General features: G+C 61.9%; 19 protein-coding genes and 1 pseudogene. 16 read left to right on the top strand and 4 right to left on the bottom strand.

The genetic code is table 11. From position 1 onward, the window contains the following. Positions 1-130 precede the first annotated feature (130 nt). The 3 genes from OKW28_RS08275 (at position 131) to OKW28_RS08285 (ending at position 2472) form a co-directional block, all read left to right on the top strand. A complete protein-coding gene (locus OKW28_RS08275) occupies positions 131-1429 on the top strand; it encodes a TAXI family TRAP transporter solute-binding subunit (RefSeq protein WP_429444686.1) in 1299 nt (432 codons plus the stop codon). Between the two features lie 235 nt (positions 1430-1664). Continuing rightward, positions 1665-1868 carry a DUF3562 domain-containing protein gene (locus tag OKW28_RS08280; RefSeq protein ID WP_429444688.1) on the top strand — a complete coding sequence of 68 codons (204 nt, stop codon included), beginning with the start codon at positions 1665-1667 and terminating at the stop codon, positions 1866-1868. 142 nt (positions 1869-2010) lie between these two features. After that, positions 2011-2472: an N-acetyltransferase family protein gene (locus OKW28_RS08285; protein ID WP_429444690.1), complete on the top strand. Its 462-nt coding sequence runs from the start codon at positions 2011-2013 to the stop codon at positions 2470-2472. A gap of 95 nt (positions 2473-2567) precedes the next feature. On the opposite strand, the pseudogene OKW28_RS08290 reads toward OKW28_RS08285, so the two are convergent. Further along, positions 2568-3049 (bottom strand): annotated as a pseudogene (locus OKW28_RS08290) (MFS transporter); the annotation flags it as partial. 406 nt (positions 3050-3455) lie between these two features. On the opposite strand from OKW28_RS08290, the gene OKW28_RS08295 reads away from it, so the two are divergent. The 9 genes from OKW28_RS08295 to OKW28_RS08335 all read left to right on the top strand — a co-directional run bounded on the left by OKW28_RS08295 (position 3456) and on the right by OKW28_RS08335 (position 10609). After that, complete coding sequence (locus tag OKW28_RS08295) at positions 3456-3752, top strand: hypothetical protein (protein ID WP_184030734.1); 297 nt, start codon at positions 3456-3458, stop codon at positions 3750-3752. Positions 3753-3853: 101 nt separating this feature from the next. After that, entirely contained in the window at positions 3854-5566 is a 1713-nt protein-coding gene (locus OKW28_RS08300; RefSeq protein WP_429444691.1) for an acid phosphatase, read from the top strand. Between the two features lie 217 nt (positions 5567-5783). Further along, the gene (locus OKW28_RS08305) at positions 5784-6143 is read left to right on the top strand and encodes a DUF3564 domain-containing protein (RefSeq protein ID WP_129956126.1); all 360 of its coding nucleotides are present in this window, start codon (positions 5784-5786) and stop codon (positions 6141-6143) included. Positions 6144-6463: 320 nt separating this feature from the next. Continuing rightward, a complete protein-coding gene (locus OKW28_RS08310; RefSeq protein WP_429444693.1) occupies positions 6464-7213 on the top strand; it encodes a DNA/RNA non-specific endonuclease in 750 nt (249 codons plus the stop codon). After that, positions 7206-7466 carry a hypothetical protein gene (locus OKW28_RS08315; RefSeq protein ID WP_184057752.1) on the top strand — a complete coding sequence of 87 codons (261 nt, stop codon included), beginning with the start codon at positions 7206-7208 and terminating at the stop codon, positions 7464-7466. Before OKW28_RS08310 ends, OKW28_RS08315 begins: the two co-directional genes overlap by 8 nt. A 309-nt stretch (positions 7467-7775) precedes the next feature. After that, positions 7776-8891 (top strand): SpoIIE family protein phosphatase, encoded by a 1116-nt coding sequence (locus tag OKW28_RS08320; RefSeq protein WP_429444695.1) that lies wholly within the window; start codon positions 7776-7778, stop codon positions 8889-8891. Positions 8892-8903: 12 nt separating this feature from the next. Then, positions 8904-9467 carry a SiaB family protein kinase gene (locus tag OKW28_RS08325; protein ID WP_184052787.1) on the top strand — a complete coding sequence of 188 codons (564 nt, stop codon included), beginning with the start codon at positions 8904-8906 and terminating at the stop codon, positions 9465-9467. A gap of 19 nt (positions 9468-9486) precedes the next feature. After that, on the top strand, positions 9487-9882 hold the full coding sequence (locus tag OKW28_RS08330) for a DUF1987 domain-containing protein (RefSeq protein ID WP_429444698.1): 396 nt from the start codon (positions 9487-9489) through the stop codon (positions 9880-9882). A 1-nt stretch (position 9883) separates the two neighbouring features. Next, positions 9884-10609, top strand: coding sequence for a GGDEF domain-containing protein (locus OKW28_RS08335; protein WP_184073471.1), 726 nt, complete (start codon positions 9884-9886; stop codon positions 10607-10609). 82 nt (positions 10610-10691) lie between these two features. Here OKW28_RS08335 and OKW28_RS08340 read toward each other — a convergent pair whose 3' ends face one another. Next, the gene (locus OKW28_RS08340; protein ID WP_429444700.1) at positions 10692-10937 is read right to left on the bottom strand and encodes a hypothetical protein; all 246 of its coding nucleotides are present in this window, start codon (positions 10935-10937) and stop codon (positions 10692-10694) included. Between OKW28_RS08340 and OKW28_RS08345 the strand changes: the two genes are divergently transcribed. The 3 genes from OKW28_RS08345 to OKW28_RS08355 all read left to right on the top strand — a co-directional run bounded on the left by OKW28_RS08345 (position 10923) and on the right by OKW28_RS08355 (position 13798). Next, entirely contained in the window at positions 10923-12740 is a 1818-nt protein-coding gene (locus OKW28_RS08345; protein ID WP_429444702.1) for a putative bifunctional diguanylate cyclase/phosphodiesterase, read from the top strand. The genes OKW28_RS08340 and OKW28_RS08345 overlap by 15 nt on opposite strands. A 148-nt stretch (positions 12741-12888) precedes the next feature. Then, on the top strand, positions 12889-13260 hold the full coding sequence (locus OKW28_RS08350) for a hypothetical protein (protein WP_429444704.1): 372 nt from the start codon (positions 12889-12891) through the stop codon (positions 13258-13260). 220 nt (positions 13261-13480) lie between these two features. Further along, the gene (locus OKW28_RS08355; RefSeq protein ID WP_429444706.1) at positions 13481-13798 is read left to right on the top strand and encodes a hypothetical protein; all 318 of its coding nucleotides are present in this window, start codon (positions 13481-13483) and stop codon (positions 13796-13798) included. On the opposite strand, the gene OKW28_RS08360 is transcribed toward OKW28_RS08355, so the two are convergent. Then, the gene (locus OKW28_RS08360) at positions 13795-14502 is read right to left on the bottom strand and encodes a Crp/Fnr family transcriptional regulator (protein WP_429444708.1); all 708 of its coding nucleotides are present in this window, start codon (positions 14500-14502) and stop codon (positions 13795-13797) included. The two genes, OKW28_RS08355 and OKW28_RS08360, sit on opposite strands and share 4 nt — an antisense overlap. A 100-nt stretch (positions 14503-14602) precedes the next feature. Between OKW28_RS08360 and OKW28_RS08365 the strand changes: the two genes are divergently transcribed. Then, a complete protein-coding gene (locus OKW28_RS08365; protein WP_429444709.1) occupies positions 14603-15142 on the top strand; it encodes a DUF962 domain-containing protein in 540 nt (179 codons plus the stop codon). Positions 15143-15156: 14 nt separating this feature from the next. Here the strand turns inward: OKW28_RS08365 and rarD are convergent, their stop codons facing one another. Continuing rightward, complete coding sequence (gene rarD, locus OKW28_RS08370; protein WP_187630216.1) at positions 15157-16053, bottom strand: EamA family transporter RarD; 897 nt, start codon at positions 16051-16053, stop codon at positions 15157-15159. Between the last annotated feature and the right edge of the window lie 37 nt (positions 16054-16090).

Consider the following 16090-nt stretch of genomic DNA (forward strand, 5'->3'; position numbering starts at 1 on the left):
CTCCCTGATATCGTAAAGTTGAGGAAATAGAGACCGCCTCCATCCCATTAGTCACCAAGGCCGGACCTGACCAAACCGGGTAACGATGCCGAGACCAGACCCCGCGCTGTCGCGCAGCCCGAGAACCCCGATGACGCGGCGGCGCCGGCGTCTTCTAATCGTCGGCGCGATCGTGCTCATCGCCGCATTCGGCTGGATGCTCGCGCTCGTACTCGAGCCCGCGTTCCAGCGCACGATCGTCATCACCTCCGGCGCGGACGGCGGCATCTATCGCGGCTTCGCCGATCGCTACGCGCCGTTGCTCAAGCGCGAAGGCATCAAGCTCGACATCCGTAGCTCGTCGGGCTCGGTCGAAAACTACCAGCGGCTCGCGGACCCGGACAGCGCCTATCAGGTCGGCTTCATCCAGTCGGGCACGACCAGTCCGAATGACACCGACAATCTGCAAACCATCGCCGCCGTGTCGTACGAGCCGATCTGGGTGTTCTATCGCGGCGATGCGACGATCGACCGGCTGTCGCAACTGCGCGGCAAGCGCATTTCGATGGGCGTGCCAGGCAGCGGGTTGCTCAACGTCTCGCAAGTGCTGCTCGGCTATAGCGGCGTCACGAGTCAGAACTCGACGCTGCTGCAGATGGACGCGAACGCCGCATACCAGGGGCTCGAAAGCGGTCAGGTCGACGCGGCATTCTTCATTGGCCGGCCCGACGCCGACATGCAGCACACGCTGCTCACCAGCAACCTGAAGCTGATGAGCTTCGCGCAGGCCGATGCACTGGCGCAAAAATTCCCGTCGCTGTCGAAGATCATCTTGCCGCGTGCCTCGACGAGCGTCGCCGACGATCTGCCGCGCAGCGACGTCACGCTGCTTGCGGCGACGGCGCTGCTCGTGTCGAAGGACACGCTGCATCCGGCGCTCGTCTATCTGCTGCTCGACGCGGCGCGCACGGTGCACGGCGCCGAGGACTACTTCACGCCGCTCGGCACGTTCCCCAACGTGAACACCGAAGAATTCCCGATCTCCGACGAAAGCGTGCGGTACTTCAAATCGGGCCGGCCGTTTCTGTATCGCTACCTGCCGTTCTGGCTCGCGAGTCTGATCGAACGGCGGCTGCTGATTCTGGTGCCGTTCCTCGCGCTGCTGATCGGCCTCGCGCAGGCGCTGCCGCGCATGCTCGAAGCGCGTATGAAGAAGCGCCTGTTCGTGTGGTACCGGGCGATCAAGGCGCTCGAGGACGAAGTGTGGAGGAACGCCGAGCCGTCTCGCGCGCAGATCGCGCAATGGAGTGAGGAGATTGAAAGCATCGACGCGAATGCTAGCCAGATCCGAATTCCGTATCGCTACTTTCAGGATGTTTACGCGCTCAAGCAGGCGATCGGCGTCGTGCGCGACCGGATCGCGCATGTAGCGCAGAAAGTGCAGAGGTAGAGACGGCGGTCGCTTAGCCCTGTGCGTTTCCCGGGTATTCACCACCGCGCACCCAGTTGATTTTCCGCACGGCCTCACCGCGGGGGCGCTTGCCGCAGCGCAAGAAAAAAATCTCTGTGAAATCAGTCGAACGATAGGTCGATTCAATTGGCGCGCTCGCGATTCGCATCCTGTAATGGACTCCTACCGTCCGCGTACCATCCATCCAGCCTGCCGTCCTACCCGGAGAGAGACCATGTCCCAGCCTGAGCCGAATGTAGACGAAGTGGTCCGAAGCATCGCCGAGGAAACCGACACGCCCGCGGAAACGGTATCGCGCATGTACGCCGATACGCTCGCCGAATTCCGGAACGAGGCGCGCGTGTTCGACTACGTGCCGCTGTTCGCCGCGAAGAAGGTCCGCAACGAGCTGCTTCACAAGCAACATCGCAAGCACTGACTCGCGGTATGCGGTGATGCATCGGCTCACCGCACTGTCGCACGCGTCGTGGCTCCAGATTTTGCGCGTGGGGTGGAGCTAACAATCGCGTCGCAAATTTTTTATGCTGGCGGTTCCACAGCTTTCCAAAGGAGCCGCCCACATGTCCGCCCCGCTGCAGATTCGCGCCGTCACCCGTGACGATTTCGATGCATGGCTCCCGCTATGGGACGCCTACAGCGCGTTTTATGGCCGCTCGGGCGAGAGCGCGTTGCCGCGCGAGATCACGCAAATCACGTGGAATCGCTTTTTCGACGGCTACGAGCCGATGCATGCGTTCGTCGCGGAACGCGCCGGGCAGTTGCAGGGCATCGTGCATTTTCTCTATCACCGTCATACGACGATGGCGGGGCCGATCTGCTATCTGCAGGACCTGTACACGCTCGATAGCGAGCGCGGCAAGGGTGTCGGCCGCGCGCTGATCGAGGCCGTCTATGCGCGCGCAAAAGCCGACGGTGCGCGACGCGTCTACTGGCAGACGCATGAGACGAATCACACCGCGATGCAGCTCTATGACAAGCTCGCGGATAAGTCCGGCTTCGTGATTTATCGCAAAGCGCTTTAGCGCTCAGCGCTTCATCAAGGCTCATCAAAGACGAAAGGCGCACCACCCGGTGCGCCTTTCGTTTTACTGCTCAAGCGGTCATCACGCAGTCCCGGTCAAGCCTCGAGCTGCTCCAGCACCTTGCCCTTGGTTTCGATACCGAGGAAGTGCACCGCGACCGCCGCGAGGAACGGCACGGCGGCGAGGATATAGAACGCCACTTCCAGGTTGCCGCCGATAATCGTCTTCGACACGATCGCCGGCGCGAAGATCGCCGCTACCTTCAGCCACGCGCCGCCGACACCGCAGCCCATCGCGCGGATGCTGGTCGGGTACAGCTCCGGCGTGTACACATAGGCCGCGATGAAGCCGCTGGCGAGAAAGCCGAGCGCCAGCGCGCAGCAGGTTGCGACCACGTACACCGACGAGCCGTGAAACACACCCGCCATGGCCAGCGACAACGCGCAAGCAGGAACGAGATACTGATGATCGGCTTGCGTCCCACCTTGTCGACCAGTAACGCGCAGGCCAGCGATCCGAGCACGCCGAGCACCAACGCCGCGACCGCAAGTACATCGCCTGCCAGCCGAAGCGCGGCACGATCCAGGCACCGAGCGCGCTCGACGCGAGCAGGCCGATCGGGAGCACGATTTCGTACAGCGCAGGCCGCGTTCGAGGCCGGGCACGAGATATGTCGATCCGCCGGCGCCGTCGTCGTTGGCGGAAGCGGACACGTCCGCGCTCTGCGCGTGCGACTGCGCCGGTTGGTGTTGTGCCGCGGAGGCTGCCGCCGCCCGGGGTTTGACCTGCCTGCGTCCCACTCCTGTCTGCTCTTCTTTTGCCATCCTGGCTGCCGTCTCTATGCGGTTCATCGGGTTCAATTCAGGATGATGCGCGAAGCATGCGGCGAATCAGCCATGCGGGGTGCTATGCTTTGATCCGGTCCGGCGGCGCGGTGTATTCCAGCCGCTCGCTCGCGCCGCCCAAGCGTAGGAGGCCACGTCATGTCCAACGCGGTCCAGATTCAGGTTGCCGACTCGCATCTTTATCCGGGCTGCGCGGTGCGCATCGCGAATCTTCCCGAGCCGGCCTGCGCGTCAAACGTCGCAGAGGCGCGCGTCGAATTCGCGGACGGTTCCGGTGCGCACGCCACCTGCCATCGGCGCGCACATGACGAACTCGAATTGACCGTCGACCGTTATGCGACGCAAAAACGTCATCCGATCGACGCACGGCACTGGCTACTATTGGCCGTCGATGCCACGCATCACAGTTGGCGCGTCAAGCGTCGGCTGCCGTAAAGCCGCGAGGCCTGCCAGCCTCGGCGGACCCGTAACCGGTGTCGCGCGCGCCGCTTCGAGCGGCGCCGATGCGACCGTCACGTCTCCTTCGGAACTCACCGATGACCGACCACGATCCTCACCTGCCGCCGAAACTGGGCAACCCCGATTCAATCGATAGCACCAACGACGCCCCCGACGATCCCGAACGCCGGCGCGTCCTGACCGGTCTCGCGGCGGTCGGCCTCGGCCTTGCGCTGACCGGCTGCAAAACAGGCGAGGAACTCGCGGGCAACGGGCCGCCGCGCAGCGCCGCCGACTTGCGGCTCGACGCTGCGCTGCACGATCAGGTGAAGAACATCGTGGTGATCTACGCGGAGAATCGCAGCTTCGCGAACCTGTACGGCAACTACCCCGGCGTCCAGCATCCGCTCGACGCGGTCACCGCCGAGCAATACGTCCAGCTCGACCGCGATGGCAAGACGCCGCTGCCGCGGCTGCCGGAGATCTGGGGCGGGCTCGTGCCGCAGGCGCAGGAAGTGGACGGCAAGCGCTACATGATCGGCGAAAAGGATCTCGATCATCTGCGCAACCGGCCGTTCCGCATCGTCGACGCGCACGGCGCGCCGCTGCCGACCGGCGTGATCACGCGCGACCTCATCCATCGCTTCTATCAGAACCAGATGCAGATCAACGCGGGGCGCAACAACCAGTTCGCCGCGTGGGGCGATTCCGGCGGCCTTGTGATGGGGCACTACCGCAATTCCGCCGACACGCTGCGTCTGTGGAATCTCGCGCAGCAGTACACGCTGTGCGACAACTTCTTCATGGCCGCCTTCGGCGGCTCCTGGCTGAACCATATCTTCCTGATCTCGGCGCAGGCGCCCTACTATCCGGACATCCACAACAGTCCGGCGAAGAAGATGGTGTCGGTCGTGGAAGGCGACGATCCGACCGGCACCCGTTTGAAGCTCGCGCCCAATTCGCCTGCGTCGGCGCTCGACGGTCCGCCGAAGTTCGTCAATGACGGCGCTTTCACCGCCGACGGCTACGCAGTCAACACGATGGCGCCGCCGTATCAGCCGAGCAGCGTGCGTCCGGCCGAAGGCGGCGACCCGGCTTTCGCGGATCCGTCGAACCCGCGGGTGATGCCGCCGCAGAATTACGCGACGATCGGCGACCGGCTCACCGGCAAGGGCATCGACTGGGCGTGGTACAGCGGCGCGTGGCAATTCGCGCTCGATCATCGCGATACGGGGTCGATGCCCGACTTCCAGTACCACCATCAGCCGTTTAACTACTTCGCCAATTACGCGCCGGGCACCGCCGCGCGCCGCCGCTATCTGCGCGACGGCGGCATGGGTAACGACGCGTCGACCAATCGCCTGATTGCCGACATCGACGCGGGACGTTTGCCGACCGTGACGTTCTATAAACCGCAGGGCGACCTGAACATGCACGCGGGCTATGCGGACGTCGCCTCGGGCGACCGTCACATCTCGACGCTGATCGAGCACATCCAGCGCGGCCCGCAATGGCAGAACACGGTCGTGATCGTCACCGTCGACGAGAACGGCGGTTGGTGGGACCACGTCGCGCCGCCGATCGGCGATCGCTGGGGTCCGGGTTCGCGCGTTCCCGCGCTCGTGATCTCGCCGCTGGCGAAGAAGGGTTATGTCGATCACACCGTGTACGACACGAACTCGATTCTGCGTTTCATTAGCCGTGTGCATGGACTCGCGCCACTCGATGGCGTGGTCGCGCGCGACAAGGCATTCGCAGGCAACGGACTCGCGCCGCTCGGCGATCTGACCGCTTCGCTCGATCTCGCTTGAGCCACCCTCGGCTGCGTTGATTTGTCGCGGCTCGCGGTCTGCATGTGGTCGTTACTGCATGCATATCCCGTACGCCGCGGCGCAGTAAGGATTCACCGTACCTCGTCAAACCTTTTGGCGACTTGATTTTCCATTCGCACATCATGCCTTTGTCTTGCATAAAGCGCCGCGCCGCCTAGACTGATAAAGCCCTTCGCAATTTATGAACGGAACTGATATGCGACTGACCATCCTGATTAACGGTTCCGATCCCACCGTAAGCCATGATTACGCTGTGCTCTGGCTCGATACCGATGAACATCGGTGGTCGAGAGAAGCGCATCAAGGGATCGACCTGCCCCCATGGGGCGAACTGCGCGACGAAAACGGCGTGACCACGCTGTGCGCACCGAGCGCCGACGCGCCGCTTTGTACGTTGCGCGGTCTGCACGTCGATCGCAAGGAGCGAGTGAGCGCCGCGCAAGGCGCCGCTGCATGGACCGCGCTGCAAACACGCAAGGCGACTAGCGGCTTCTGGCGTTTGCAGGCGGTGGATCGTCAAAAAGTGCACGCTGAAAACAGCGTGTTCGGTAATTAAGTTCTGGCGCGATTCGTCGCGCTACTCTTTTCCGGTCGAAACTTCCGGCTCATTGCACGAGCACTGTTCGTACGCGTAAATCTGTTCGTGCGCAATCGAACATAACGTGCCGCGATCTCGCAAGCCTTAAGACCTTCTTAAGATTGCGTGCGTAGATTCGGAAGTCCACGCATTCGGGTCGCTGCAAAGCGGCCCACTTTTTTGTCCGGCGCACGTCGCCTCTACCGCTTCCAATTCCCTTCCTTCGATTCGCATTGTGCAGTCGCTCGATGCGGGCCACGACGCTATACTTGCGTCCCCGTTCATTGAACCACCGACACATGAAGAAGTGGCTTGCCAGTCTGTTACTCGTCGTCGCCGCTCATGCGAGCGCGGCGCCTTCCTGCGCCGGATTCACGCCGAATGCGCAATGGCCCGTCCTCACCAATCAGAGGATGGCGCCGAAAACGCGCCTGCTTTGTTATAGCGATTTCGCGGTGCTGCATTCGGGTATCACGCACGGTCCGCTGTGGTCTGCCGAGCATCTGACGCGTGAGCACATCGAAGAAGCGAAGGACATGGTGCGCACCAACAAGTTCTTCGAAGACGCGCGTCTGCCCGAAGGCGAAGGCGCGACACTCGCCGACTACAAACGCAGCGGCTTCGATCGCGGTCATATGAGTCCGGCGGGTAATCGGTGGAACGACGAGGCGATGGCGCAATCGTTCTCGCTCGCGAACATCGTGCCGCAAAATCGTCAGAACAACCAACGATTGTGGGCACGCATCGAAACTGCCGTGCGCAAGATCGCACTCGCCTACGACGACACGTACGTCGTCACCGGACCGCTGTTCACCGGCCAACAATTGCAGACGATCGGAACGACGCGCGTGTTCGTGCCCACCCAGTTGTACAAGGTCGTCTACGTGCCGTCGCGTCAACTGGCCTTCGCAGTCGTGGTTGATAATGTAGCGACCAACCGCTACGACATCCGCACGATTCACGAACTCGAAGCGATGTCGGGCATCCGCTTTCCGGGCATTCCGGACAACCTCAAGGACCAGCGGCCAGGAGGACTGAAAGGTGTTTAAGCCCTATTCGAACGATGACGACGTACTCAACATTCAAGGCGATGCGCTCACGCTCAGCAATGGCACGACGCGTGTCGTGCTGAACGGCACGCTCGAATTGACGCGCGATCAACGCGGACTGAAGGCGGCGCTCGCGTTGAAGGAAGCGCTCGATGCGATCGTCGCAAGCCTGCAGGCGCAGAAGGATTTACCGGCAAAGGTGCAGGACGAGCCGGATGCTAAACCGGGTATCGTGCAGAACCCGTTTCAATAACGGATTCGGCGGCGTTGCATTTGCGCAACCTCGCAGATCGTAAGTTTTACTGATATCGGGCACGCAAACCTTTGCGTGACCGCCAGTTTTCTAATCTGGCGCCAATAGAGCGGATCGCCTCCCCTCTGTCACATAATGTACATAGAGAAACCTTAGCGTGCGAGGTTTCTTCACACATCGACTGGCGTCGCCATGCATGCTGCGTTCTCGAGATTTCGCCGTTCTTCCGCACAGGGTAATCCGTGCACTGCCGGAGACTTGTGCCAGGAAGTTCCATCCGTAGACGTTGAAGATCCCAACTCCGTGGTCATGGAGATCTTCTCAGCGCGCCGCGACATGCAGAGTCTCGCCGTCATCGATGACCACCGTCCCATCGGCCTGATCAACCGCGATATCTTCATGTCGCAAATGAGCAAGCCGTTCCATCGAGAGCTTTACGACAAGAAGAGTTGCATCGCGTTCATGGACAAGGAACCGCTCATCGTCGACGCCGACGTGAGCATCGAAGCGCTGACGTTCAGGACCGTCGAGGCCGGAGAAAAAGCGCTGGTCGATGGTTTCATCGTGACACGTGACGGACTCTTCTCGGGTCTCGGCAGTGGTCTGCAGCTTATCAGTGCGGTCGCGGAAATGCAGGCGGAGAAGAACCGCCAGATCATGCAGAGTATCGAGTACGCCAGCGTGATACAGCGCGCCATGTTGCGTGCTTCCAGCGAGACCCTGTCGATGAAGCTGCGCGACGCGGCGATGGTCTGGGAACCTCGCGACGTCGTCGGCGGCGACTTCTATCATTTCGCGGCCTTTCCGAACGGCTGGTTTGGCGCTGTTGCCGATTGCACCGGCCATGGCGTACCGGGCGCCTTCATGACCTTGCTTGCTTCGGCGTCACTGTCGAAGGCGCTCGAACAGATCGGTCCGCGCGACCCCGCCGCGCTACTGGCGGCCGTCAATCAAAACGTCAAGGGCTTGCTTGGGCAAGTGAACAGTGCCGACGAAGGAACCCAATCCAACGACGGTCTGGATACCGCACTCTTCTGGTTCGATGCCACGGAGAGCGTGCTGCATTTTGCCGGCGCGAGGATCGCTCTGCACATCCTGTCGCCCGATGCCGCGGAGTTCCGAACGATCGGCGCCGACCGCATGGGTGTCGGTTATGTGGACAGTCGCGCCGACTATGCGTGGAGCTTGCGCTCGATTCCGGTCACGGCGGGCAGCCTGCTGTTCATCTATACCGACGGCCTCGCCGATCAGATCGGCGGCCCGCGCAACATTTCTTTCGGCCGGCGCCGTGCGCTCGACCTGATTCTCGAAAACCGTGCCGAAACTCCGGCGGCGATTTGCGAGCGCGTCCGGCTCGCGCTCGCGGAGTGGCAAGGCAAGCAACCGCGCCGTGACGACGTCACGCTTTTCTGCGCCCGCATTTAGCGAATTCCCAGAATGTCCCAACTACCAGAACAAGACAGCGCCTTTTTCGAACTCGCCCAGCGGCGCAACGTGCTCTTCTATCACAAGGGCTACTTCTCCCATAACATCGTCGCGTCGATGGGCGAAGTCGTGAAACTGCAGCTCGAAGTCGCCGGCGTCAGCGGTCCTACTCGCCGCAAACTCTTCTCGTCCTTTATCGAGCTGGCACAGAACATCGTTCATTACTCGTCGAACGCGCTGGAGCCCGGTGGCGAACGGGCAGGCGAGATACGCGAGGGCGCGGTGTGCATCTCCAGGCACGGCGAACATCACGTAATGTTGTGCGTCAATCCCATCGCGACCGCCGAAGTCGAGGACCTGCGAAGCAGGTTGGAGCCTCTGCGCAACATGTCACTCGAAGAAATCAAGCAAGCGTACAAGGTTTCATTGCGCACCGACGCTCCGAAAGACAGCAAGGGCGCCGGGCTCGGCTTCCTGACGATGGCGCGCGATGCGAGCGCGCCGCTTGAATTCGCTTTTCATCCGCGTGCCGACGAACCGGGCACCACGCTGTTTTGCCTCATGGCCATCATCTGAGCAGGAAGGCACACGAACAATGGAAAACCTACACATCCCCGCGACGACGACGTCGCCCGAAGTCGATTTTCGCTTCGACCAACACGCGTTGTCGATCAGGGGAGAGTCTTACCCCGAGAACGCAGCCGCCTTTTACGCGCCGATCATCGAGCAGATGCGCAAATACCTCGCCGCGAACGCCGGGGCCGAGATCACTATCGACGTCGCGCTGACGTACTTCAATAGCTCGAGTACCAAAATGCTGTTCAGCATCTTCGACGCGCTCGATCAGGCGGCGGAATCGGGAAGCCGGGTGTCGATGAACTGGTATCGCGACGAGGAAGACGAGACCATTGCCGAATTCGGCGAAGAACTGAAAACCGATTTCCGCGCGATCGAGTTCACCGATCGTCCCATTGCGCAGCAGGGAAAGTAAAGTGCGTTCGACCTCTTCCCTTGACGTGTCCTCGGGCGGCGCACCCGATCTGTTCCAGAACGAGAGCACCGCGCTGGCAAAGGCTCGGGCCATGCATTCGATCATCGATGCGGACCCCGCGGAGTATCGCCAGTCGTTGGGCGAACTGATCGAGCACTTCCAGCGCCTGATGCGCGAGACACGGCGCCTGATCGGCCGCAGCGACCGGGCCGAACGCGAGATGCAGGCGCTGGCCCAGCAGTTGGCGTATCGCGCATCGCACGACGCGTTGACGGGCGTACTGAACCGCAGTGCCGTGATCGAACGGACCACCAAGGTCTTGCGCATCAGCAGCGCGGTGATGATCATCCTCGACATCGACGAATTCAAGCGAATCAACGACGACTACGGCCACCCCACCGGAGACGCGGTCATTTCGGGGGTCGTCGATTGTCTGCGCAGAATCGTCGGGGAACAAGGCTTCATCGGGCGAGTGGGCGGTGAGGAGTTCACCGTGCTGCTGCCCGGTCATGAACCGGCCAGCGGTGCCATTCTTGCCGAGCGCATGCGAGAAGCCATCGGTGACTCGCTGGTCGTTCCACCCGTCGAGCGCCGCATCACGGCCAGCTTTGGCGTCAGCATCAACGAGGTCGGAACCTGTTTCGACACCGCATATGGCCTCGCCGATGCGGCTCTGTACCGCGCCAAGCGAAGCGGGCGCAACCGCGTGGAATTTGCCGATCGATAGGCGGATAAGCAGACCCATAGCGCGCCGTTACAGGCAGATCCGGAGCGCCCTAAGGCAAGTCATGCAGCCACCTAAACATTCACTATCCGGGCGGGTAGGTGTTCGCCCGCGCCGGGTTGACGGAAAGGGAAGGGCCTTGGGACAGGAAGCAACGCGCAAAGCCGGTACTGTCATAGCCGTACTTGCCATTCTCGCTGTCATTGCGACGAGTACCTTCCTCGCAATCCGCCAGAGCAGCGAGCAGGACAGTTCGCTTCGGACGATCCAGGCTTCCGGGCGGCTGCGCCACGACCTCGACCAGGTTCAGCAAGTCATGCTCGATGAGCATGCGACGCTCTACACCTCGATCGCAACGGTGCCGCTTTACAACCGCGCCGCTTATAGCTTTCCGATGCTGGAACTGCTCGCGTTGACGCACGACGCGCGCGAGAGCTGCAGCGAGAATCAGGAATGCATATCGAGGCTGTCGGATCTGGACGACATGATCGGCAGACTTAGCGAGCTGAGCTTTGGTCTTGCGCGCAAGATCGCGGAACATCCCGGCAGTGTGGCAGTGGGCGACCCCGGACTCGAAGAAATCGACGCCTATTTCTATAGCGTTCTCGAGCGGGTCGTCGACGTACGACTCGCGGCCGACGTCAAGGTCGCTTTAGTCGTCAGCAAATCCTCGTTGGATGGGAAGTGGTTTACGCGCATGCTGTTGAGCTGCGGCGTCGCTTCGGCCTTGTTGCTGCTTTCGCTGATTCACGGGAACGGGCGCATTGGAGCGCATCTTCGTCGTTCGCTCACAAGACTCGAGCATCAAGCAAGATACGACGCACTGACCGATCTGCCCAACCGGGTGCTGCTCGGCGAACATCTTTCAGAGTCACTCGTCCGCGCGGCAGCGACAGGTCAGAACGTTTCCGTCCTGTTCCTCGATCTCGATCGTTTCAAGGACGTCAACGATTCGCTCGGACACCGCATTGGCGATTTGCTGCTACAGGCCGTGGCGCGAAGGCTTCAGCGTCTGCTGCGCGCAACGGATTTCGTCGCGCGTTACGGGGGCGATGAATTCGTCATCGTCGCGGAACGGGCCGACGCGAAGCAACTCACCGAAATGCTGGACACGCTCATTCACGAGATGAGCGAGCCGTATCGCATCGGCGAGCACGAGCTTTATCTCGAAGCAAGCATCGGCGTCAGTACTTTTCCACAAGACGGCGACCAGCCGGAACTGCTCACGCGAAATGCCGATGCCGCGTTGTACGTGGCGAAATCGCGCGGGAGAAACGGGTATCAATTCTACGAACCGGAGCTGAGCCGGGCGGCCGCCGAGAAGTTGCGGCTCACGACGCGACTGCGGCGCGCGGCGAAAGCCAATGAGTTGTATCTGGCGTATCAGCCGCAAATCGACATGAAAACCGGATGCATCGTCGGTGCCGAGGCACTTTTGCGGTGGCACGACGACGAACTCGGTGAAGTCTCGCCGGCCGTCTTCATCCCGCTTGCCGAAGAAACCGGTCTGATCCAGAGCATCGGCACGTGGGTATTGCGGCAGGCGTGTCTGCAGGCGAGCGCATGGGTACGCTCGGGGCTTCCGCCCGTGCGCATATCGGTCAATGTTTCGCCACTTCAACTCGAACGGGCGGACCTTCCAGGCGTCGTGCGCTCGGCACTCGACGATGCCGATTGGCCCGCCGAACTGCTGGAGCTCGAAGTCACCGAGGGCACGTTGATGCGCAACGCTGAAGAAGCGCAACGGGCTTTTCGCGAACTGCGCGAACTCGGTGTGTCCATCGCTATCGACGACTTCGGCACGGGTTATTCGAGCCTCAGCTATCTGAAACGCTTTAGCGTCGACCGCATCAAGATCGATCGCGCCTTCGTTTGCGAAATCGGCAGGGACAAGGAACTCGAAGCTCTGTCGCTTGCCATCATCGCGATTGCTGAAACGCTGAGCTTCGATATCGTCGCTGAAGGGGTCGAGCTCGATGTCCAGCGCGAGTTTCTGGTCCGTCACGGATGCACGGTGGCCCAGGGTTTCCTGTTTAGCCCAGCGGTCTCGCCGGAGGCTTTAGCGCAATTGCTCGGCAAGACCGCGGTCGCGTCTTCATTGAGCGTGGCGCCTTTCCGGGGATTCGCTTTGTGAGTCGCAACATGTATCCGCGCTGACGCACTACTTACGTTTTGTCACCAGCGCGGCGTCAACTCCTGTATTCCGCCCTACGTTAAACCGGCAGCGCTGAAATGATTCAGCCGCGACAAACGAATCCACCGATTCAACCTGGAGTCACATCATGAAGACGCTTTTCGCCGCTGTTGCTTCCGCACTGCTCGTGTCGACCGCCTTTGCTCAAACGGCCGCACCGTCTGCCGAACAACCCGCGCAAACCACGCAGTTGCCAGCCACCGGCCAGGCGAATCTGAAGGCAAGCACCGCGGTACAAGCCGGCGCGACCGCAATGAAAGCGCCTGCCGAAGCAGCTACGCAAAAGCACGTGAAAAAGACTTCCGCCCATACGAAGAAGGCCCACAAGTCCACGGCCAAAAATGCCGTCGAAACGAGCGCAGCGAAGACTAAAACGGAGAGTGCGAAAGAGGCCAGCACTGCCCCGGCGAAAGCCGACACGACCAATAACGCAATAACACGTGATCGGTTTCGGCGCTGACCGGCCATGCAGGTGCTGTTCAAATAGAAGTTGATCGAAGCCGGACTGTGCCGTTCAGGGAGGGCGAGTCTTATGACTCGCCTTTTTTTCTTTGTGGCGCGTCATTCCCCATCGTATCTTTTTGCCGACAGACGCGCGAATTTTTGCACCGTCTTTACTCGCGGACGACTACTCTCGAATTGTTCCAATTCACCATCGCGTCGCACGAACGCCGCATCACATGGCTCTTACCCAATCGCTCGACAAGCTCTCGCCGCAACCTGCCAGCAAGCAGGTTCAACACAGCAACGTCATTCCGTTTCCGTCGGCGCGCGCGCTTCTACTCTTGACGCTGCCGCACGCTCACTTGCGCGCACTGCTTCATTCGCCGCTCGGCGTCTATGTAGTCAACACGGAAACCGTGCGCGAAGAAGACCGCGTGCAACTCGACATCGCGCGCGAAGATCTCCACTTCACGTTGCACATGCTGCTCACCACGTTGCCCGCCGCGACGATCGGTCCATTGAAACGTCGCGTCAGCCACCCGAGCGCGCGTTAAATGCGCTCGACGAGAGCCTGTTCACGCAGCTTGCCGGCATCGACGATTTCGATCTCCGCATAGCGCAGCTTCAACGCGCCCTGCGTCTCGAAGTGCTTGAGCACCTGATTGATCGTCTGCCGCGACAACGCGAGCATCATCGCCAGGTCTTCCTGCCGGACCTTCAGCACGTTGCGCAATGAGCCGGGTTCGCCATAGCCGCCCGCCATTAGCAACAGGCGCCGCGCGACACGCGGTGCGGCCGGCAATAGCGCGGCTTCCTCGATCGCCTCGAACGCCAGACGCAACTTGTGCGCGAGCAGCAGACCGAACGCATGCCAGTAAGCCGGCGTGCGCTCGAGCAACGCGGCGAGCGCCGCGCGCGGCACATGAAACAGCGCGGTATCGCGTTCGGCATAGGCGTCGTGGGTGCGCGATCGATCGTCGAACAGCGCGATCTCGCCAAACCAGTTCACCGGCTCGATCACCGCGAGCAACGCTTCCTTGCCGTTCGAACTCGCCGCGCCGATTCTGACGAGGCCGTCGAGCACACAGTACAGGCCGTCGTCGGCAGCGCCGCGCGTGAAAAGCCGCTGACCTGCCGCGAGAGATTCGACGCGCCCCGCGTTGAGCAATTGCACCCGCAGATCGGCTGGCGCGGCGCGAAACCACGCGCTGCGGTCGAGCAGCCCGCCAAGCTCTTTCGATGAAAAACGCTCTGTCATGGACGGTATCCGTGGACGGTCGTTGCTGATTGTCGGCTACCCGATGGTTTGAAAATCCGCTGCCCGCGATTATGCTGACTTTGACACAGGAGCGGCACTGATGAGAACGCTGACGCAGCAACTGACGCAATACGCGGCCTACCATCGCGACCGGCGCAATATCGCCACGCACTTCGTCGGCATTCCGATGATCGTGCTCGCGCTCGCGGTGTTGCTGAGCCGCCCGTCGTTTGGCGCCGGGATGTTCCCGGTCGCGTTGTCGCCGGCGTGGCTGCTGTTCGTGGCGGCGACCGTCTACTACCTCGCGCTCGACGTGCCGCTCGGCGTGCTGATGGCCTGCGTCTCGGCGCTCTGTGTCGGGTTCGGCGAGTGGATCGCCGCGCAAACGACGCTCGTGTGGCTCGCGACCGGCATTGGGCTGTTCGTGGTCGGCTGGGTGTTCCAGTTCGTAGGCCACGTGGCCTACGAACATCGCAAGCCGGCGTTCGTCGACGACGTGATCGGCCTGTTGATCGGCCCGCTATTCGTGCTCGCCGAAGCGCTGTTCGGTGTCGGCTGGCGCCCCGAACTGCGCGATGCGATCGAGGCTGAGGTAGGCCCGACGCGCATCGATCCGCGGCGGACCGACGCGCATCGCTGAGCGAGCGCCGTAGTTCAGTTCGACGCGAACCGAACGAAGCGCACGCTGTGCAGCGCGGTCAGCGCGACGGCGATCCAGATCGGCACATAGGTCGCGAGTTGCGCGACGCTCAGCGTTTCGCGCAGCAGCGTGATCGACACGAATACGAGCAGCACAGGCTCGACGTAGCCGAGAATGCCGAACAACGCGACCGGCAGCAGTCGGCTCGCCTTCAGATACGAAGCTAGCGCGAGCGTGCTCAACGCACCGAGGCCCGGCAATAGCAGACACCACATTTCGGCGCGGCCGGCGATCGCTTGCAGCGAGCCGCCGCTGAGAATGCACACGGCGGCCACCGGCAGCAGCAACGCCATCTCGACGGTGAACATTGCAAGCGAATCCTGATTGATCTGACGACGCACCACGAAATAAGGCGGATAACCGAGCGCGACGACGAGCGTCGGCCACGAGAACGCGCCCGTCACCCACAGCTCGTGAGCGACACCAACCGCCGCGCACGCGACCGCGAGCCACTGCAACGCGTCGAGCCGCTCGCGATAGTGGAAGCGCCCGACCAGCACCATCGCGAGCGGCAGCAGGAAATAGCCGAGCGACACTTCGAGCATGCGCCCATGCAGCGGCGCCCACAGAAACAGCCACAGCTGTACGCCGAGCAGGCCCGCAGCCACGGCCATCGCGGCACCGAGCTTCGGCTGCGTCATCATTTGGACAACGAGCGCGCGCAGAATCGGCAGGCGCTTGCGCACCGCGACGAGCAGCAGCGCGCCAGGCACGGTCCACACGATGCGCCACGCAAAGATGTCGAGGCCCGACAGCGGTTTGAGCAGCGTCGCGTAAGCGGACAATAATGCGAACATCGCCGACGCGCCGACCGACAATGCGATCCCGCGCCTGAAGTCGTTGTGATTCATTGCGCGGTCGGGAATCGGTGTGACGCGTGGGCTTGCG

The sequence above is a fragment of the Paraburkholderia sp. 40 genome (assembly GCF_050434105.1).
Lineage (GTDB): Bacteria > Pseudomonadota > Gammaproteobacteria > Burkholderiales > Burkholderiaceae > Paraburkholderia > Paraburkholderia tuberum.